Here is a 17676-nt window from a genome sequence, read left to right on the forward strand (position 1 = left end):
ATGAAAATGACAAAAACGGCTCATTGGCGCTTAGGTCTAAATAGTGGTATTTTTTATTTGACCTTATTAGCTATCATAGGAGGCATGGGATTTTTAAGTACTATGTTTTCTTATCAATTTGATTGGACTTACGGGAATCGTAATAGCCTTAATCCTAGCACTCAGCAACTATTAAATAACTTAAAAGAGCCACTAGAGTTTGTAGCCTATTTACCTACTGATAATGAACTGGCTACTAGGATTGAAAAGGTGGTTAGTAAGTACCAACGTATTAAACCGGATATTAAGTTTACCGTTTTAAACCCTGATTTAGCGCCTAAACAGGCGGCGGAGGACGGTGTGCAATACAGTGGGCAATTGGTATTAAAGTTAGGGCAGGCACCTAATCAGCGTAAGGAATTATTAGAGTCTAGTAATGAGGCTGATATAGTCAGCGCTCTTATACGTATGACTCGTCAAACAGAACGCATAGTTATATTTATTGAGGGGCATGGTGAGCGCCAGCCCTTATGGACTGAATCTAATGGGCTATCACGCTTAAGTGAAATATTAGAAAAAAGTGGCTTTAAAATCCAACCTCATAACCTATTACGTACCCAATCCATTCCTATGAATGCTAGCTTAGTGGTATTAGCAGCTCCACAAACTGCATTATTAGCTGCGGAGGTTAAACTATTAGAGGATTATGTGCAGCAAGGCGGTAATCTATTATGGTTACAAGATCCTAGTGAATTAAAAGGTCTATCTTCATTAGCAGATTTACTGAATATTCAAATACATAGTGGCACTGTGGTGGATGCAAATGAGCGTTTACAAGCGATGTTAGGTATTAAGCATCCCGCCGTAGTACCTGTGATTGATTATGATCCACGCTCTAAACTGACGCAAAATTTAAAAATTCAGACGTTATTTCCTTTTGCCACTATGGTTTCGCGTAACTCTAATTCTGGTGTAAATAGTCAGTTAGTGTGGCAAGCTGAAGAATTTTTACAAACCTTGCCACAAAGCTGGTTGGAAGTCGATCCCTTGCAAGCTAAAGTGGTTTACGATGATACTAAGGGAGATTTAATAGGACCTATTACCATTGGTTTAAGTTTGATACGTACTATCGAGCCTAATGCTGCTGCTTCAGAATCTAAACAACAACGTATAGTGATTATTGGCGATAGTGATTTTATTACTAATGGTTTTATTGGGGAGAGTGGCAATCTCGATTTAGCCATACAGATTTTTAATTGGTTAAGTCGAGATGACAGTTTAATAGGTATTAAGACTAATCCTGCCCCGGATTTAACGTTTAGTTTAGATCAGCGTGTCAGTATTAGTCTCGCACTCTTTTTCTTAATCGGATTACCCTTATTATTAGTGGGTATAGGAACTTGGATCTGGCTGAAGAGGCGACGTTTATGACCAGTACAGCACAACGCTTTTGGCTAAATATTGCTCTATTATTAAGCTTATTAGCTATCGTTAGTGGGGGTTATTGGGCGTGGAAATCACTAGAAGCTGACAAAACAGTCAAGTATTTACTGCCTATGAAAGTGAGTGAATTAACTAATATTCTACTAGAACGTTATTTAGATACTACTAAACCAGAGCGCATTGAGTTTGTGCGCCAGGGCGATAAATGGTGGATGAATACGCCTTATAAGGTAGAGGCTAACCCTGTTAAACTTAGACAATTAATTACCTTAGCTAATGAACCTATTATAGCCCGTTATTCAACCCAAGGTTTAGATTTAGCAGCATTCGACTTAGCGCCTATAAAAACTCAAATAAGCTTAAATCAATATGTTATTGGATTTGGGAATACGAATCCGGTTACTACACAACGTTATGTATTAGTAAATAATGAGTTGGTTTTAGTATCAGAAGTGGTAGCAGGTTTGTTAGCAGGAAGTGCTTTAGATTTAGTAGCACGTACCTTAATCCCTAATGAGTCTGAGGTAATTGAGGTGATTATGCCCGATGGACGGCATATTACTGATGTGGAATTACGCTCTCAATGGCAAGCAGCGAGTGCTTTAAGTATTGAGCAGGCTCTTAACTCTAGGGCTGATTTACCTCTAGTACGTATTAAGCTTAAAGCGGGGGGAGAGTTGAGTTTTCAAGTAGAGCAAACGACTAAGGAGCTTAAGTTAACTCAGATAGCACTCGGTCTAACCTATATTTTACCTCTTAATTGGCACAGTACGCTCTTGCCAGCAGGCTCAGGATTATAGAATCTTTACTAAAAGCAATAACCATAACGTATTAGTTGAGCGACTTAGAGGGCTTATTTAGCTTGTACTAGCAGCAAAAATGCTGCGATAATCTGTGCCCAGACAGCTTGCACAGCGTTTGTCTTTGAAACCCACCATTGCAGAGTTCCTGTTTCAATCGTTAACACAGTTCTGTGTCGAATGGTGTTTGCTGGGTAAGTTTTAAGAGTGCCTTAGTTATTTGAGTCTAACTTGACGCTCTGATCACCGTTTTTTAGAAAACAGGCATTGAATTAACGCAATGAAAATTAGCAAAGGTCTGGATCTGCCTCTGGTTGGTAAGCCTGAGCAGAAGATATACAGCCACCACCAAGTACGGGAAGTTGCTATCCTAGGGCGTGATTTCCATGACTTGCGACCTGCGATGCAGGTTCAAGTAGGCGATCAAGTGAAAATAGGACAAGTCATCTTTACTGACCGCAAGAATCCCAATATCAATTTTACCGCGCCGGGTGCGGGCACTATTAAAGCCATCAATCGTGGCGCTCAACGAGTACTCAATTCAGTCGTCATTGAACTAGCGGCTAATGAAGAGAGTATTAAGTTTACTGCTTATGCACCTGATCAATTAGCTTCTTTAGATGAGCAAGTGGTGCGTGATCAGCTACAAGCTTCTGGTGCTTGGGTTGGGTTTAGAACACGCCCTTATAGTAAAGTGCCTCAGGCTGATGTGAAGCCCGCAGCTATTTTTGTAACAGCGATGGATACGCGCCCTTTAGCGGCGGATCCGGCTTTAATCATTCAAGAGTATGCTGAGGATTTTAAGCATGGTTTAGCAGTGCTTTCACGCCTTACACCTACGGTCTATGTGTGTCATGCTGAGGGTGCTACTATTCCTAAGAGTACACTGTCAAACATTCGCTATGAGACTTTTTCAGGTCCACATCCAGCAGGTTTGCCGGGGACGCATATTCATTACTTAGCACCCGTCAGTGATACTCAAACCGTTTTCTATCTCAGTGCCCAAGAAGTGATTGCTATAGGTAAATTATTTACTACGGGTAAGTTATGGGTAGAACGCATTATTTCTCTAGCCGGTCCCGTCGTCACCAAGCCACGTTTAATTCGTACTCGCTTAGGCACTAATACTAACGATCTAGTCGAGGGTGAACTCAATACTAAAGACGTGTGTCGTGTGATTGCCGGATCTGTCTTGGCGGGTCATCGCGCGGCGGGGAATAGTGCTTATCAAGGGCGCTATCATGAGCAGGTATCAGTGATTAAGGAAGATCAACCACGTTTATTCCTACACTGGCTCAATCCTTGGCTCAAACAGTTTTCAGCGATCAATGTGTTTTTAAATCCTAAAGTGCGTCAGGAAGAATTTCCGATGACAGCCTCGCAAAATGGCAGTCATCGTGCCATGGTTCCGATTGGGAATTATGAAATGGTGATGCCTTTAGATATTTTACCAACACAATTGCTACGCTCATTATTAGTACGCGATACGGTGATGGCTCAGGCGCTAGGCGCTTTAGAGCTAGATGAGGAAGACCTCGCACTCTGTACGTTTGTTTGTCACAGTAAATATGAATACGGCCCAGCATTACGTGAGTGCCTGCGTATGATTGAGAGAGGGGACTAAAGTAATGAAAGTATTACGCAATTTACTGGATCGTATCGAGCCATTATTTGCTCATGGTGGTAAGTATCATAAGTATTACGGCTTATTTGAAATGGTCGATACATTATTTTACAGCCCACCGAACAGAACGATTGGTGCACCTCATGTACGCGATGCTCTCGATTTAAAACGCGTGATGGGCTATGTGTGGATGGCTACCTTTCCAGTGATGTTTATGGCTTGCTATAACACTGGCTATCAAGCGAATTTAGTATTACAAGAAAATCCCGCCTTAGTCGCTAATCTTGAGGGTTGGCGTCATGCGATTATGAGCTGGTTTGGCTATCATGCGGACAGCTTTTTTAATAACGTCTTTCATGGCTTTCTGTACTTTTTACCCATTTATATGACCACTTTCATTGTGGGTGGTATCGCTGAGGTGGTGTTTGCCTTAGTCCGTGGGCATGAAGTGAATGAAGGCTTTTTCGTGACCTCTATTCTGTACACCTTGACTTTACCGCCCACCACACCGTTATGGATGGTAGGTTTAGGGATTTTATTTGGAGTCATTCTAGGTAAAGAAGTCTTTGGGGGGACAGGTAAGAACTTTATCAATCCCGCTTTGGCAGGTCGTGCCTTCCTATTCTTTGCTTATCCTGCGTATATGTCGGGTGATGCGGTGTGGGTTGCGGTCGATGGCTATTCGGGTGCTACACCCTTAGGCATTGCAGCTGCCAGTGGTATTGAGGCCGTCAAAGCAACTGGATTGAGCTGGTGGGATGCGTTTGTAGGTTTTGAACCCGGTTCTTTAGGTGAGACCTCCACTTTAGCGATCTTTATTGGCGGTGCTTTCTTACTGTATACCCGTATCGCTAACTGGCGCATTGTGTCAGGCGTATTCATTGGTATGGTGTTAATGTCTACCTTATTGAATCTTATCGGTAGCTCTACTAACCCCATGTTTGCAGTGTCATGGTATTGGCATTTAGTGATGGGTGGTTTTGCCTTCGGTATGATCTTTATGGCAACCGACCCCGTTACCGCCGCTCATACGGATACGGGACGTTTTTGGTTTGGTATTTTAATTGGGGTGATGGTGATTTTGATTCGTGTGGTCAACCCAGCTTTCCCAGAAGGTATGATGTTAGCCATCCTCTTTGCCAATATGATTGCGCCTTTGATGGACTATGCGGTCATGAAAGCTAATATCAAGCGACGTTTAAGTCGTGAACAATCTAAGGGGCTGAAAGTATGAGTCTCAAAGCCAAAGTAGACGAGTTTTTAGCGCTGCCTAATGATAGTACTAAAAAGACTATTGGAGTGGCTTTAGCACTCTGTTTAGTGTGTGCCGTTGCCGTTTCAACCGCAGCCGTAGCATTAAAACCTGTGCAAGATGAGAATAAAGCGCTAGATCGTAAAAAGAATATCGTAACCATTGGTCAATTAGCACCAGCGGGTACACCCGTAGCCCAAGCTTTCCAAAATGTAGAGTCTAAAGTCGTAGACCTACAAACAGGTGAGTATGTCACTGATGTTGACCCTGAAAAGTTTGATGCGCGTGCCGCAGCGGTTGACCCGAAACAAAATTTAGTACTAACTCGCGAGCAGGACATTGCCTCGATTAAGCGTCGTGCGAAATATGCTACGGTCTATTTAGTAAAAGAAAACGATCAACTGAAAAAGGTGATTTTACCGATTTCAGGTTATGGTCTGTGGTCAACTTTACACGGCTTTTTAGCACTCGAAGCTGATGCGAATACTATTGTAGGTTTAGGTTTTTATGAACACGCTGAGACTCCCGGTTTAGGGGGCGAGGTCGATAATCCGAACTGGAAAGCGCAATGGGTAGGCAAAAAGCTATTTGATGAGCAAGGTAATATTGCGATTCAAGTGGCAAAAGCTCCGGTTGCTGCGAGTGACCCTAAAGCTCAATATCATATTGATGCCTTATCAGGTGCTACTTTAACCAGTAATGGGGTGAATAATTTAGTGCATTTTTGGATAGGTAAGGATGGCTTTGGTCCCTATCTACAAAAAATGCGTAAGGGAGGTGGAGCATGAGTGCTTCCATGAGTTTAGGCTTAAATGCAGAGGCCCGTAAGGTTCTTACTGAGCCATTAATTAATAGTAACCCCATTACTTTACAGATTTTGGGGATTTGTTCAGCATTAGCCGTCACTAATTCGCTGCGTTCGGCTCTACTAATGGCAGTGGGTTTAACCACTGTTACCGCCTTCTCGAATATGTTTATTAGTATGGTGCGTAACCATACACCTAATAGTATTCGTATTATTGTACAAATGACGATTATTGCTTCACTGGTTATTGTGGTGGATCAGGTCATGAAGGCTTATGCCTTTAGTACGGCTAAACAGCTATCGGTATTCGTCGGTTTAATTATCACTAACTGTATTGTGATGGGGCGAGCCGAAGCCTTTGCTATGAAGAATCCACCAGGGATTAGCTTCCTAGATGGTATTGGTAATGGTTTAGGTTATAGCTTGATTTTGGTGTCCGTCGCGGTAGTGCGTGAGTTATTTGGTGCAGGTAAATTAATGGGTTACCCCATTCTGGATCTGGCGAAAGATGGTGGTTGGTATGTGCCTAATAGTTTATTGCTCTTGCCACCCAGCGCCTTTTTCATTATCGGTTTATTGATTTGGGTGATTAGAACTAAGCATCCTAATCAACAAGAAAAGCCCGATTTCTACATTCACGAAAAACCTGCATTAGGAAATCGTTAATTATGGAAGCATTACTCAGTTTATTTGTGAAGTCCGTGTTTATTGAAAACATGGCACTCACGTTCTTTTTGGGAATGTGTACCTTTATTGCAATTTCCAAAAAGATCGAAACAGCTATTGGTTTAGGTATTGCCGTAGTCATTGTGCAATCTATTACTATGCCAGTAAATAATATTATCTTTAACTTATTGAAAGAAAACGTATTAATTGATGGGGTTGATCTGCGCTTCTTAGGTTTGATTACCTATATTGCGGTCATTGCCGCTATTGTACAGATTCTGGAAATGTTCTTAGACCGCTATGTGCCTGCTCTTTATCAAGCGTTAGGTATTTTTCTCCCGCTCATTACCGTGAACTGTGCCATTTTAGGAGGTACTTTATTCATGGTAGAGCGCGATTATACCTTTACTGAGAGTTTAGTTTATGGGGTTGGTAGTGGTTTTAGTTGGATGCTAGCTATTGTGATTCTAGCGGGGGTGCGTGAGCGTTTGAAATACAGCGATGTTCCGGCTGGTTTACAAGGCTTAGGTATTATTTTCATTACGGTCGGACTAATGTCATTAGGCTTTATGTCCTTCTCCGGCATTCAGTTATAGGAGGCCGTCTATGGAAACGATTGCTATCGGTATTTTATTCTTTACCCTGATGATTATCGGGTTGGTGTATCTGATTCTCTATGCCCGTACCAAATTAGTGGCAGAAGGGGATGTTCATATTCTAGTGAATCATGAAAAAGAGTTAGTGGTTCAACCCGGTACTAAACTATTAGGTGCTTTAGCCGATAAAGGCTTATTCGTGTCTTCTGCCTGTGGGGGTGGGGGAACCTGTGGGCAATGTAAGGTAAAAGTGTTAGAGGGCGGTGGTTCGCTCCTACCTACCGAAGAGGCTCATATCAATCGTCGTGAAGCAGCTTGTGGCGAGCGTTTAGCTTGCCAAGTAGCAGTCAAGCAAGATATGAAAATCGAAGTACCAGAGGATGTGTTCGGGGTTAAAAAATGGCTCTGTACAGTACGCTCTAATGAAAATCGCGCTACCTTTATTAAAGAGCTGGTATTAGAGCTACCTGCGGGTGAGGAAATTCACTTCCGTGCGGGGGGGTATATTCAAATTGAGTCTCCTCCTTATGATTTGACCTTCTCTGAGTTTGATATTCCCACCAAATATCGTGGTGATTGGGATAAATATAAGCTATGGGATACCCGCTCAGTAGTGACTGAGCCAGTATTGCGTGCTTACTCCATGGCGAATTATCCCGAAGAAAATAATATCGTGATGCTCAATGTGCGTATTGCTACAGCACCTGCTGGACGCAATGATTTACCACCGGGGAAAATGTCTTCCTTTATCTTTAACCTAAAGCCGGGTGATAAAGTAGTGGTGTCTGGTCCCTTTGGTGAGTTTTTTGCGCGTGAGACTAACAATGAAATGATTTTCGTTGGGGGTGGTGCGGGTATGGCTCCGATGCGCTCACATATTTATGATCAATTACGCCGTCTTAAAACTAAGCGTAAAATGTCATTCTGGTATGGTGCGCGTAGTCTACGTGAAGCTTTCTATGTAGAGGAGTTTGATCGACTCGCTGCGGAAAATCCTAATTTTACGTGGCATATGGGCTTATCTGATCCTTTACCTGAGGATAATTGGAAAGGCTACACGGGCTTTATTCATAATGTACTCTACGATAATTACCTCAAGGATCATCCAGCGCCCGAAGAGTGTGAGTTTTATCTGTGTGGACCTCCTATGATGAACTCGGCGGTCATCAATATGTTGATAGATATTGGTGTAGAGCGTGAAAATATCCTATTGGATGATTTTGGTGGTTAATTAGTTGTAATAGCCATTTAATATTCCTGCTAATAGTCTTAAATAGGCTATTAGTAGGGTAAATAAAAAGTGAATTTTATTGGATTTCCAAAAAGGGTATAGTAGTATGCGCAAGCATACCTAGCTCACAATAAAGAGTAGAGCTGAGATTAAAGAATCGATCCGCTAGGAGGAGTAGATTCTGGGGGAGGAGAGTTAAAAGGGGCGAACATTGTATTCGCCCCAACCGCTAGGAGGAGTGATTAGACTGATCTAATCACGAGTTATAATAGCGCTTTTATTGCATTGCAGCAATTCTTTTCTTTCAATTGTTTTGTACTTTTTTTGTGCAAAACCATCTGCGAGTATCCTGAGTATGATTACCTTTTTGACAACCTTCATTATCTTTGTGGTAGCAGTCGCTGCTCTTTCAATCGGTTGGATCTTAAATCAAAAGTCTATCAAAGGAAGTTGTGGTGGTTTATCTTCCATTCCAGGATTTGAAAAGTCAGATTGCTCTTGTTCTAAGCCCTGTGAAAAACGTTTAAAACGTTTAGCCGCTGAAGCTGATGCTCCTAACTCTGCTACTGATTCACAGCAACAAGTTATTAATCGTTTAATAGATTAAGATCACGTAAGATAGCTTATCTACATAACTTAGGAGTGATATTGATATGTCTAAAGTACCTACTTTGGTTCGTGATTATATGTCGTCTAAAGTGGCGACCCTACGGGAAGATCAAGATGTGAGCGAGGCCGTTGAGGTCTTTACCCGTTATAATGTCTTTAGTGCAGTAGTATTAAATAATCTCGGTAATCTAGTAGGTATTGTGTCGGTTTCGGATTGTATTCATATCGCCATGAAATCAGGTTACCACACCGGATGGCGCGGCATGGTTGGGGAGTTAATGTCTCGTGACGTGCGCGTGGTAGAGTCGACTGATAATATTATTAATGTGGCTAAAATGTTCATGTCGGATAACTATCGCCGCTATCCAGTGATTGAGGATAATCGGGTGGTAGGGGTTATTACCCGTTTAGATGTACTCAAGGGCTTAGATCGGATTGTAAAAAGCTCACAAATTCCGGTTTAACTCATTATTTATGCCTGAACTTCCAGAGGTCGAAACGACCTGTCGTGGTATTCGTCCTTATATCACTCAATCCCAGATTCAAGCTATCACTGTGCGCCAGCCGCATTTGCGCTGGCCGGTGCCTGAGCAAGTTACTCAATTAATAGGGCAGACTATTAAGAGTGTTGAGCGTCGTGCTAAATATATTCTTATTAGTACTACAGGCGGTACTTTAATCATTCATTTAGGGATGTCAGGTAGTTTGCGTATCTGCAATACCGGTACACCTGTGCGTAAACACGACCATGTAGATGTAGTATTAGCCAATGCCCGCGTATTGCGTTTCCATGATCCTAGGCGTTTTGGAGCCGTATTATGGACGGCTGATGCACCTACTCAACATCCTTTATTAATAAAGTTAGGAATTGAACCTCTAGAGTCTGGCTTCACAGGTGAGTATTTGTGGAGCAGAGCGCAAAGTAAAAAAGTAGCTATTAAAGCCTTTATTATGGATGCCCATCAGGTGGTAGGAGTAGGCAATATTTACGCGAATGAGGCTTTATTTTTGGCGGGTATTCATCCACAGATCGCAGCGTGTCAGGTTTCCAAAGCTGCGTATGAGCGTTTAAGCACTCATATTAAACAGGTATTGAGCAATGCCATTGAGCAGGGTGGAACTACCCTAAGAGATTTTGTACGCGAAGAGGGTCAGACGGGATATTTTCAACTGGCTTTGAATGTGTATGGACGCAAAGGTCTACCTTGTGTGCTCTGTAATATGCCTATTGTGCAGATTAAACAAGGGCAACGCTCCAGTTGGTATTGCCCTAGCTGTCAACCGCTTTAAGCCTTGTTTAACTATGCGAAGGGTCAATAATGCCCCGCGCGATTAGTTGTCGTACCATTTGTCTCTTAACCCCACGTTGAATCCCCACGTCGATACCAACGCGATAAAACACCAGACAAGGTAAGCCAATTAATACTAAACCAATAATGTAATAGATGAAGTCGCTCATAATTTAGCCCTAATTATGAATATTTATTATACAAAACCTATAATAGTTACCTTAACTCTATGATCCTGAACATAACATTAGTACTGGACGTTATTTCTAATCGCGCATACAGTAGCGCCTTTTTCAGCTCTTGCATGGCTCCTCTACTATGAATCGCCGCTTTACCGTTGCCCCTATGCTGGATTGGACAGATCGTCATTGCCGTTATTTTCATCGATTACTGACTAGCCAAGCAGTGCTCTATACCGAGATGGTGACAACCGGTGCGTTAATTCATGGGGATACGCAGCGTTATTTGCAATTTCATGCGGCTGAGCATCCAGTAGCGCTGCAATTAGGCGGTAGTGAACCAAAGCTAATGGCACATTGTGCTCAACTCGCCGAGCGTTTTGGCTATGATGAGGTGAATATTAATGTCGGTTGCCCCAGTGAGCGCGTACAAAAGGGCGCTTTTGGCGCGTGCTTAATGGCAGAGCCAGAGTTAATTGCTGCGAATGTACGTGCTATGCAAGCCGCTACAACCTTACCCGTTACAGTCAAACATCGCATTGGTATTGATGATCAGGAAGACTATTCCTCCATGCGCCACTTTGTACAAACGGTGGCGGAAGCAGGCTGCAAGACTTTTATTGTGCATGCACGTAAAGCGTGGCTTAAAGGCTTAAGTCCTAAAGAAAATCGGGAGATTCCACCCCTACGCTATGAGTTAGTTTACCAGCTAAAACAAGAGTATCCAGCCTTAGAGATTATTATTAATGGTGGGATTACTACTTTAGAACAGTGCCAAGAGCATTTAAAGCATGTCGATGGTGTGATGGTAGGGCGTGAAGCCTATCATAATCCTTGGCTATTAGCGCAAGTAGACCCCTTAATCTATGCACAGCCTGCAAAATTTACTAAACGTAAAGCCGTGTTAGAGGCGTATTTAGACTATATAGAGCAGCAGCTAGGTCTAGGTGTACCTTTACAGCATTTGACTAAACCCATTTTAGGCTTATTTCAAGGCTTAGCAGGTGCTAAACAGTTTAGACGCCATATTAGTGAGCAAGCCTATAAAAAAGGTGCAGGCCTACCAGTGGTCATTCAAGCGATGAATTATGTGCAGGAGCCATAAACAATAAAGCCGCAGGAAGCGGCTTTAAGAGCAGTATTAGCTAGCAATAACTATAAAGTTATTTCCAGAAATTAGCTTCTTGGGAAGCGATTTCGCGGACTTCAGCGGCTAATTCAGTGTAACGCTCACGATATTCTTGCCATTCGCCGACATAATAGGCTTCAGCGTTGAACTCACCTGATTGTTCATAGGCAATGAACTTAGCTTGCATTTCTAGCATTTCTTGAATGAGTTCTTGTTTACGAGTATTCATACTTTAATCTCTTAATGACGTGCTGCCGACCAGCATAGGGCGAAGCACTTTAGGGTTACATATCTAGGAAGAGTAGGGATTAATATCCACCTTTACGATTGGTAGGCGGTAAGCCAGCTACTTTTAAACCTTGTTTGCTGGGTGCAAAGGGAAATAGCTCATACATCTCTTTGCTAGACAGCTTTTTATTGCCCCATTTTTCAGCCATAGCCTTCATAATGACGCGTTCCATAGGTTGGTTACCGTTATTATTGATATATTCATCACGCAGATAATTAACAACGTCCCAATGCTTATCGGTCAGTGTAATCCCTTCCGCCGCAGCAATTACCTTACACACCTCTTCGTTCCAGTCGCTAAGATTAACAAGATAACCTGCATCGTTGGTTTCAATTGTAACGCCATTGACTTCATAGGCCATGAGGGCAACCTCCTAAAATGTATTAGTATATAAGCATAAAATTATAAGTTCACTCAGTGCCATGCCTATTCCTCAAAAGGGATAGCAACACGACTGAGGCTAAAATAATGTACTAAGCATCCTGTGCTTTAATCCCTTTATGAGGAATCATCACACCACAACCCATTAAGCGTTCAGTACCTAAACCCTGTTGCTGTAACTTAATTGAGGACTCATGATCAAGATCCGCAATCATTAATTGCCTTGTGAGCAAAGGTTGCTGGGGTTGGTAAAGATAGGTCGTTTTACCGCAGAGCATTTTTTTGATTTTAATTCCAGTGATGTGCTGAATGTCTGCTGCCATACGGATGAGAAATTGCTCTTCTGATTCAGCCTCTAAACTTGCTACATGCCGCGCAAAAATAACGGGTTGATTTTGGAGTAAGCGTGTCTTAGCAGTGCCTACCGTTAGCGCGTAGCCGCCCAAACTTAAGGTATGCCCCGTTAAGGTCTGAGCCTCTAAGAGTCGGGTTTTAGGTAGGCGCAAATAGAGCTTAGTGCGTTTGGAGGGAATCAGTACCTGTTCCTCAGTATCATCGGGGCGCATCCAGCCATTACTACTTTCAGCCACAGGAATAGGGTGCACGCGTGCTAAAGGTTCATCCGCTAACCAAGGTAATACTTTAAGCAAAGCCTCTTGTAACACCCAAGCGTGATCAATAGGTAACTGCTTACATTCAATAGCAAAACCTAAATCGACTACTTCATCGGGTACAACATAGTTTTTAGGTTTATCTTCGTCTTCTTGCCAAAACATGTTTAGCGTCCTGCATCCATAAAAGCTAATTCTAGTTGTTCATACCAATCTTCTGGGCGATCATGATAAGCAGGCGGCTCTATATCAATTTGAAAGTGCAAAGTACCTGTTTCTAAAGCCAGTGCTTGAAGGGTTTGCTTGAGCTCTTTGAAGGTTTGAATGCTATCACCGGAACGCAATAGTATTTCACTCAGTACTAACATGCTGGTTTCTCCTAAGGTAGCTGCTATTGAAACGATTTGAATAAACGCTGTCCATAGTCTATTAGCAATAGAAGTATTTTTTAAATCCAAGGATGTAAGCATGGCAGAGCAAGGCAATAGCTGGTGGCAAACGCTAATGAATAAACTAGGTACTAAACCAGCCCCAACGCCACCTTCTAATAGTTCCAAAACAAGCCCTAGTACGGCTACCTTAAGCCCAGAAGAGGCACAAGCTTATGAAGATATAAGACGCAGCTTAGATATTGTATTTAAAACTGAACCTGAGCCGAGTGCTGAGCCTATGCCCAGTAGTGCTGCCCTAGAGAGTGATGGACTCATGCGCTCCGCCGCCGCACCTGTATTAAGAGCCGCTCCCCCTGTGAGTCGTCCGGGGCAATTATTAAATCTACCCGATCCTAAGGGTGTTCCGCGCTATGCTATTACGGGACGCGTATGGCCGAGCAATCTAGGCGAAGCCAGTATTTGTATGTGGAAGGATGACAAACTGGCGGCATTTAGTTTGACCATCGATGATAACCATATTCAAGATCATGCTTTCTGGACGCAATTATGTAATGAATTTGGTTTTCGCGTGACTTGGTTTGTTATTGTTAATAAATTGGGTTGGCAAAACGAAAAGTGGGCTAATTGGCAAACATTAGTCAACGCGGGCTATGACGTGCAGTCTCATGGCTTTAGTCATTTGTGTGATGCTATGTTTCCGACCCAGCGTGAATATCAACAGTCGGTTGATGTAATGATGGAAAATCTAAGGGGTGCACAAGTAGTTACACATGCTTACCCCTTTGGTTTCAAAGCCAATAAAGTAGGCTCACAATGTGAGTGTATTAAAACTTTAAATGATCGTACCGAAGCCGCCAAATATTTTTTAGCGGCACGCGATGTAGTAGGTGCGATTACCGCTATTAATAAAGTCGACTTTATGGCAATGCCATCGATTAGTAATCTACGTAATTTCTTTAATAGTGCCACGACGTTTGCTTATTTTGATAGTTTATTTGATGCCAATAATAAGGTTAATTACCGTGCTTGGTATTGTGGGCATATGCACCATTTACCCGATCAAGCCACTAAAGATTATATGCGTCAAATCTTTCAGCATTTAAAAAGGCGCTCAGCCGATGTGTGGGTGGGCACATTTACCCAAGTAGCTAAATATGCTCAGCAGTTTGCTACTGCCAAAATTACTTCATTAGCGATACAAGGTAAGCAGATTCGTTTTGAAGTCAAAGATCAAATGTATGATGCATGGTTTAACTTTCCTTTGACTATTAAAATCCGCTTAGATACTTCGTGGGGCACTAAATTAAAAGCAGTACAAAATGGCAAAATGATGGCAGTGCAAGTGATTACCAATGCAGGTGCTCCCTATGCATTGGTAGAAGCCATACCGGATGCGGGTTTGGTCGTAGTCACACCAGCTTAAGTAGAGATTCAACAGTCGAGGGTGGTTGCTGCTTTAGAACTATCCCTTTGCCGAAATAAAAAAGGGGAGTATTACTATTACTCCCCTTTTAATAAGCTAGCAGTCTGTTTTAAAGGACTGATTTAATGAGCCATCCTGTGTAAATGAGATAAATAGCTAATAAGATACCGCCTTCTAAACGAGTAATTTGCCCACGCTTGCGAATACCATAACCAAAGATAAATAATAAGAGAGTCAATCCCAGCATTAAAGTCCAATCACGGGTAAAGACTTCACTCGCCACGGTAATAGGACTAATAGCTCCCGCAATACCAACTACAGCTAAGGTATTAAATAGGTTAGAGCCGACAATATTGCCTACTGCAATATCATGCTCATTTTTACGGGCAGCAATAATTGAAGTGGCCAGTTCAGGTAAAGAAGTACCAGCCGCTACAATAGTAAGTCCTATAATTAAGTCGCTTACCCCTAGTTGTTGAGCAATATTGACAGAGCCCCATACTAATAAGCGCGAGCTAGCGATTAATAGCAGCAATCCTATGACCAACCAAACCAATGCCATATTTTTACTCATAGGGTGGCTATTGAGTTCTTGCTCGGTTTCTAGCGCTAATTCATCGGGACTTTTATTGCGATCTTGATAGATAGACCAAGCCACCAAGCCAAAAAACAGCACTAATAAAAAAAAGGCATCTAAATGGCTAATACTACCATCCCAAATTAACCATCCACTTAAGAGTGTCACACCTAATAAAACAGGTAATTCTTTACGGATTACACTGGAGTTAACAACGATGGGCGCTATTAGGGCGGTAATACCTAAGATTGCAGCAATATTAAAAATATTTGAGCCAAATGCATTTCCTAATGCCAAGCCCGGACTGCCATCTAGTGCGGCAATCGCTGAGACCACCATTTCGGGGGCGGATGTACCAAAGCCTACAATTAACATCCCGATTAATAAGGGTGACATGCCCATATATTTAGCAGTGGTTGCAGCTCCGTCGACAAAACGGTCAGCACTCCATACTAAAATAGCAAAGCCGGCAATAATGGCGGCCAATGACAGTAACATAGGAGGACTCCTGTGGTAATAATGGCGCTATTATTACAGAAATGAAGCTTAATCTAGAGTAATGCTCGGTTTTTAGTGTAATTAAGATGATAGATAGTACCGATTGAATTACTCACCCTTACATAAGGGCGAAGAATGATCTAGACTGAGTGAGTGTGCTCTTATTAGATTAGCTAGGCTAGTGAACGGTATGCCTAAAAAATTATTTCAACGCTTAATGGTCTCTCCTGAAACTATTAAACAACAAAAAGGACTCGGTATTTTAGCCGAGCGTTTATCAAATCCTTGTCTTTGGCATCTCAATCGCCGCAGTGTGGCGGGCGCTTTTGCTATCGGTTTGTTTGTCATGTGGCTGCCCATTCCCTTTCAAACCGTGGTGGCAGCTTTTTGTGCTATCCTGTGGCGCGTCAATATGCCTATCTCAGCAGCCTTAGTGTTTATCAGCAACCCCATTACTATGCTACCTATGTACTATGGCGCTTATTTAGTAGCGGCTAAATTAATGGGTATTGAAACCATTGATTTCAGTGGTGAAATGAGCAGTTGGCAATGGTGGAAGGATGAATTCAGTACTATTGGTTGGCCACTCACCTTAGGTGTTAGTCTCATGGCCGTCCTGTGCTCGGTGTTGGGCTATTGGGGAATACGCCTATTTTGGTCTTGGAATGTGCGTTACCGTGCGCATAAGCGTAAAGCGCGTCAAATTCAACCACTGTGAGTTCAATAGTATCGAGCGTTAAACAGCCTAATCGGCTGATTAGGCGTGAGTCATGTTTAGCGTAAAGTATAGGGATCTAAAATCACTAGCTCCTGCGTGTTAGGGCGCAGCATTAAATTGTCACCGTGTAAATCCCAGTCGATATAGTCCTGATGCTCACGATAATAACGACAAAGCTGACGAATATCTTGTGACAGTGTGTCCCCATATTTTGCGCTAATCCAATCTAAGGTGGCATGACGCTGTGCTTCATCTAACCAATTCATTTCATGAACGCGATTAGTAAAAAACTGCTCATCTGCTTCGGCGAGATGTTTAAGTTTTTCCATCACATAGATGAGGCGATAGTCAGGTTCTTGATGAGTGCGTAATTGAATAGTATTGAGGTCAAGTACCTCATTTTTCATCCCATCCAAGACACCGAGTAGGGCTAATCGGGGTTGATGTTGGATAGCGTGTTGCGCAATAGCGTCGCGGTAATATTCAAGACCTAAGGAAAACTTTTCTAAGATCACATACTCACCATAGTCATAAATATTGGTGAGAAAAGTGTTCATGCATTTTTCGCAAAAAATTTGTTCAAATTCGTTTGCTAAAAAACGCTCTAATAAACCCTCAGTGGGTAGCGTAGTGTGTGATGCCATTTTGCCTCAATAACGTACAGCCATCTTTGCAGATCGCTGGAAAGTAATCATCGAGCCATAAGTGTACATTGATTTTATGTCGTTTGAGAAAAGCTTGTTTAGAACGTCCGTCGGTGGCATAGATAGTAATATCATCACGCTGTAAGGCAGTACGGATTTCTGCAAGGTTTTCTGGGCTAGGAGCACGTAAGGTACAAATGATAGGCGTCCAGCCTTTTTGTTGATAGGTATCAATAAGTTGCTGATAAAAACCTATGTCCGCAGTAATCGTGTTATCCCAGTCAATGGCGACAATTTTTGAGCGCGGTTTATCCAATAAGGCATATACATCAATACTGAAGGCATCGTATTGCTTAGTTAAGGCATGACAATCGGACTGTTGAATAGCATTAAGCAGCAGCTCGTAAGCCGAGGTATAGGTATTTTGATAATAGAATGTAATGGGTAGCTGCATGCTGAGTCCTCCTGTGCGTGTGCATTCTAGTAGCTAGAGTCATCTAACTCAAAACAAATTTACATATGGCAAGATGATTAGTACTAG

22 protein-coding genes are annotated in these 17676 nt (G+C 42.4%); 14 read left to right on the forward strand and 8 right to left on the reverse strand.

Features of this window, described 5'->3' with window-relative positions; translation table 11 throughout:
- From IPL34_RS07260 to mutM, 11 genes are all read left to right on the forward strand, one after another.
- Window positions 1–1410: a DUF4350 domain-containing protein gene (locus IPL34_RS07260; protein ID WP_296839974.1), complete on the forward strand. Its 1410-nt coding sequence runs from the start codon at window positions 1–3 to the stop codon at window positions 1408–1410.
- A complete protein-coding gene (locus tag IPL34_RS07265; protein ID WP_296839977.1) occupies window positions 1407–2222 on the forward strand; it encodes a hypothetical protein in 816 nt (271 codons plus the stop codon). The genes IPL34_RS07260 and IPL34_RS07265 overlap by 4 nt, the downstream gene beginning before the upstream one ends.
- 280 nt (window positions 2223–2502) lie before the next feature.
- Window positions 2503–3846 carry a Na(+)-translocating NADH-quinone reductase subunit A gene (locus tag IPL34_RS07270; protein ID WP_296839978.1) on the forward strand — a complete coding sequence of 448 codons (1344 nt, stop codon included), beginning with the start codon at window positions 2503–2505 and terminating at the stop codon, window positions 3844–3846.
- 4 nt (window positions 3847–3850) lie between these two features.
- Window positions 3851–5080 carry an NADH:ubiquinone reductase (Na(+)-transporting) subunit B gene (locus tag IPL34_RS07275; RefSeq protein ID WP_296839981.1) on the forward strand — a complete coding sequence of 410 codons (1230 nt, stop codon included), beginning with the start codon at window positions 3851–3853 and terminating at the stop codon, window positions 5078–5080.
- A complete protein-coding gene (locus IPL34_RS07280) occupies window positions 5077–5886 on the forward strand; it encodes a Na(+)-translocating NADH-quinone reductase subunit C (RefSeq protein ID WP_296839983.1) in 810 nt (269 codons plus the stop codon). Before IPL34_RS07275 ends, IPL34_RS07280 begins: the two co-directional genes overlap by 4 nt.
- Window positions 5883–6569, forward strand: coding sequence for an NADH:ubiquinone reductase (Na(+)-transporting) subunit D (locus IPL34_RS07285; protein WP_296839986.1), 687 nt, complete (start codon window positions 5883–5885; stop codon window positions 6567–6569). The genes IPL34_RS07280 and IPL34_RS07285 overlap by 4 nt, the downstream gene beginning before the upstream one ends.
- 2 nt (window positions 6570–6571) lie before the next feature.
- Window positions 6572–7165, forward strand: coding sequence for an NADH:ubiquinone reductase (Na(+)-transporting) subunit E (gene nqrE, locus IPL34_RS07290; protein WP_296839989.1), 594 nt, complete (start codon window positions 6572–6574; stop codon window positions 7163–7165).
- Between the two features lie 10 nt (window positions 7166–7175).
- Window positions 7176–8396, forward strand: a complete 1221-nt coding sequence (gene nqrF / locus IPL34_RS07295; RefSeq protein ID WP_296839991.1) for an NADH:ubiquinone reductase (Na(+)-transporting) subunit F — start codon at window positions 7176–7178, stop codon at window positions 8394–8396.
- A 355-nt stretch (window positions 8397–8751) separates the two neighbouring features.
- Window positions 8752–9003, forward strand: a complete 252-nt coding sequence (gene nqrM, locus IPL34_RS07300) for a (Na+)-NQR maturation NqrM (RefSeq protein WP_296839994.1) — start codon at window positions 8752–8754, stop codon at window positions 9001–9003.
- A gap of 46 nt (window positions 9004–9049) precedes the next feature.
- Window positions 9050–9469 carry a CBS domain-containing protein gene (locus tag IPL34_RS07305; protein WP_296839998.1) on the forward strand — a complete coding sequence of 140 codons (420 nt, stop codon included), beginning with the start codon at window positions 9050–9052 and terminating at the stop codon, window positions 9467–9469.
- Window positions 9470–9479: 10 nt separating this feature from the next.
- A complete protein-coding gene (gene mutM, locus IPL34_RS07310) occupies window positions 9480–10295 on the forward strand; it encodes a bifunctional DNA-formamidopyrimidine glycosylase/DNA-(apurinic or apyrimidinic site) lyase (RefSeq protein WP_296840002.1) in 816 nt (271 codons plus the stop codon).
- A 7-nt stretch (window positions 10296–10302) separates the two neighbouring features.
- Here mutM and IPL34_RS07315 read toward each other — a convergent pair whose 3' ends face one another.
- The gene (locus IPL34_RS07315) at window positions 10303–10464 is read right to left on the reverse strand and encodes a hypothetical protein (protein ID WP_296840006.1); all 162 of its coding nucleotides are present in this window, start codon (window positions 10462–10464) and stop codon (window positions 10303–10305) included.
- A gap of 148 nt (window positions 10465–10612) precedes the next feature.
- On the opposite strand from IPL34_RS07315, the gene dusA reads away from it, so the two are divergent.
- Window positions 10613–11578: a tRNA dihydrouridine(20/20a) synthase DusA gene (dusA, locus tag IPL34_RS07320; RefSeq protein ID WP_296840009.1), complete on the forward strand. Its 966-nt coding sequence runs from the start codon at window positions 10613–10615 to the stop codon at window positions 11576–11578.
- A 58-nt stretch (window positions 11579–11636) separates the two neighbouring features.
- Here the strand turns inward: dusA and IPL34_RS07325 are convergent, their stop codons facing one another.
- The 4 genes from IPL34_RS07325 to IPL34_RS07340 form a co-directional block, all read right to left on the reverse strand.
- Window positions 11637–11831: a hypothetical protein gene (locus tag IPL34_RS07325; RefSeq protein ID WP_296840012.1), complete on the reverse strand. Its 195-nt coding sequence runs from the start codon at window positions 11829–11831 to the stop codon at window positions 11637–11639.
- 79 nt (window positions 11832–11910) lie between these two features.
- On the reverse strand, window positions 11911–12252 hold the full coding sequence (locus tag IPL34_RS07330) for a TusE/DsrC/DsvC family sulfur relay protein (protein WP_296840015.1): 342 nt from the start codon (window positions 12250–12252) through the stop codon (window positions 11911–11913).
- Between the two features lie 112 nt (window positions 12253–12364).
- On the reverse strand, window positions 12365–13048 hold the full coding sequence (gene cas6 / locus IPL34_RS07335) for a type I-MYXAN CRISPR-associated protein Cas6/Cmx6 (protein ID WP_296840018.1): 684 nt from the start codon (window positions 13046–13048) through the stop codon (window positions 12365–12367).
- A gap of 2 nt (window positions 13049–13050) precedes the next feature.
- Window positions 13051–13251 carry a hypothetical protein gene (locus IPL34_RS07340; protein ID WP_296840021.1) on the reverse strand — a complete coding sequence of 67 codons (201 nt, stop codon included), beginning with the start codon at window positions 13249–13251 and terminating at the stop codon, window positions 13051–13053.
- A gap of 100 nt (window positions 13252–13351) precedes the next feature.
- Between IPL34_RS07340 and IPL34_RS07345 the strand changes: the two genes are divergently transcribed.
- Complete coding sequence (locus tag IPL34_RS07345; RefSeq protein ID WP_296840023.1) at window positions 13352–14698, forward strand: polysaccharide deacetylase family protein; 1347 nt, start codon at window positions 13352–13354, stop codon at window positions 14696–14698.
- A gap of 109 nt (window positions 14699–14807) precedes the next feature.
- On the opposite strand, the gene IPL34_RS07350 is transcribed toward IPL34_RS07345, so the two are convergent.
- The gene (locus tag IPL34_RS07350; protein WP_296840026.1) at window positions 14808–15773 is read right to left on the reverse strand and encodes a calcium/sodium antiporter; all 966 of its coding nucleotides are present in this window, start codon (window positions 15771–15773) and stop codon (window positions 14808–14810) included.
- Window positions 15774–15963: 190 nt separating this feature from the next.
- On the opposite strand from IPL34_RS07350, the gene IPL34_RS07355 reads away from it, so the two are divergent.
- Window positions 15964–16491, forward strand: coding sequence for a DUF2062 domain-containing protein (locus tag IPL34_RS07355; RefSeq protein WP_296840029.1), 528 nt, complete (start codon window positions 15964–15966; stop codon window positions 16489–16491).
- 56 nt (window positions 16492–16547) lie between these two features.
- Here the strand turns inward: IPL34_RS07355 and IPL34_RS07360 are convergent, their stop codons facing one another.
- Both IPL34_RS07360 and IPL34_RS07365 read right to left on the reverse strand, forming a co-directional pair.
- Window positions 16548–17135: a hypothetical protein gene (locus tag IPL34_RS07360; RefSeq protein WP_296840032.1), complete on the reverse strand. Its 588-nt coding sequence runs from the start codon at window positions 17133–17135 to the stop codon at window positions 16548–16550.
- Window positions 17107–17589, reverse strand: a complete 483-nt coding sequence (locus IPL34_RS07365; RefSeq protein WP_296840035.1) for a hypothetical protein — start codon at window positions 17587–17589, stop codon at window positions 17107–17109. The genes IPL34_RS07360 and IPL34_RS07365 overlap by 29 nt, the downstream gene beginning before the upstream one ends.
- Between the last annotated feature and the right edge of the window lie 87 nt (window positions 17590–17676).

The sequence above is a fragment of the Thiofilum sp. genome, from assembly GCF_016711335.1.
GTDB lineage: Bacteria > Pseudomonadota > Gammaproteobacteria > Thiotrichales > Thiotrichaceae > Thiofilum.

Coding starts and splice junctions, on each gene's coding strand:
- IPL34_RS07260 (WP_296839974.1), top strand. CDS start 1: ATGAAAATGACAAAAACGGCTCATTGGCGCTTAGGTCTAAATAGTGGT.
- IPL34_RS07265 (WP_296839977.1), top strand. CDS start 1,407: ATGACCAGTACAGCACAACGCTTTTGGCTAAATATTGCTCTATTATTA.
- IPL34_RS07270 (WP_296839978.1), top strand. CDS start 2,503: ATGAAAATTAGCAAAGGTCTGGATCTGCCTCTGGTTGGTAAGCCTGAG.
- IPL34_RS07275 (WP_296839981.1), top strand. CDS start 3,851: ATGAAAGTATTACGCAATTTACTGGATCGTATCGAGCCATTATTTGCT.
- IPL34_RS07280 (WP_296839983.1), top strand. CDS start 5,077: ATGAGTCTCAAAGCCAAAGTAGACGAGTTTTTAGCGCTGCCTAATGAT.
- IPL34_RS07285 (WP_296839986.1), top strand. CDS start 5,883: ATGAGTGCTTCCATGAGTTTAGGCTTAAATGCAGAGGCCCGTAAGGTT.
- nqrE (WP_296839989.1), top strand. CDS start 6,572: ATGGAAGCATTACTCAGTTTATTTGTGAAGTCCGTGTTTATTGAAAAC.
- nqrF (WP_296839991.1), top strand. CDS start 7,176: ATGGAAACGATTGCTATCGGTATTTTATTCTTTACCCTGATGATTATC.
- nqrM (WP_296839994.1), top strand. CDS start 8,752: ATGATTACCTTTTTGACAACCTTCATTATCTTTGTGGTAGCAGTCGCT.
- IPL34_RS07305 (WP_296839998.1), top strand. CDS start 9,050: ATGTCTAAAGTACCTACTTTGGTTCGTGATTATATGTCGTCTAAAGTG.
- mutM (WP_296840002.1), top strand. CDS start 9,480: ATGCCTGAACTTCCAGAGGTCGAAACGACCTGTCGTGGTATTCGTCCT.
- IPL34_RS07315 (WP_296840006.1), bottom strand. CDS start 10,464: ATGAGCGACTTCATCTATTACATTATTGGTTTAGTATTAATTGGCTTA.
- dusA (WP_296840009.1), top strand. CDS start 10,613: ATGAATCGCCGCTTTACCGTTGCCCCTATGCTGGATTGGACAGATCGT.
- IPL34_RS07325 (WP_296840012.1), bottom strand. CDS start 11,831: ATGAATACTCGTAAACAAGAACTCATTCAAGAAATGCTAGAAATGCAA.
- IPL34_RS07330 (WP_296840015.1), bottom strand. CDS start 12,252: ATGGCCTATGAAGTCAATGGCGTTACAATTGAAACCAACGATGCAGGT.
- cas6 (WP_296840018.1), bottom strand. CDS start 13,048: ATGTTTTGGCAAGAAGACGAAGATAAACCTAAAAACTATGTTGTACCC.
- IPL34_RS07340 (WP_296840021.1), bottom strand. CDS start 13,251: ATGTTAGTACTGAGTGAAATACTATTGCGTTCCGGTGATAGCATTCAA.
- IPL34_RS07345 (WP_296840023.1), top strand. CDS start 13,352: ATGGCAGAGCAAGGCAATAGCTGGTGGCAAACGCTAATGAATAAACTA.
- IPL34_RS07350 (WP_296840026.1), bottom strand. CDS start 15,773: ATGTTACTGTCATTGGCCGCCATTATTGCCGGCTTTGCTATTTTAGTA.
- IPL34_RS07355 (WP_296840029.1), top strand. CDS start 15,964: ATGCCTAAAAAATTATTTCAACGCTTAATGGTCTCTCCTGAAACTATT.
- IPL34_RS07360 (WP_296840032.1), bottom strand. CDS start 17,135: ATGGCATCACACACTACGCTACCCACTGAGGGTTTATTAGAGCGTTTT.
- IPL34_RS07365 (WP_296840035.1), bottom strand. CDS start 17,589: ATGCAGCTACCCATTACATTCTATTATCAAAATACCTATACCTCGGCT.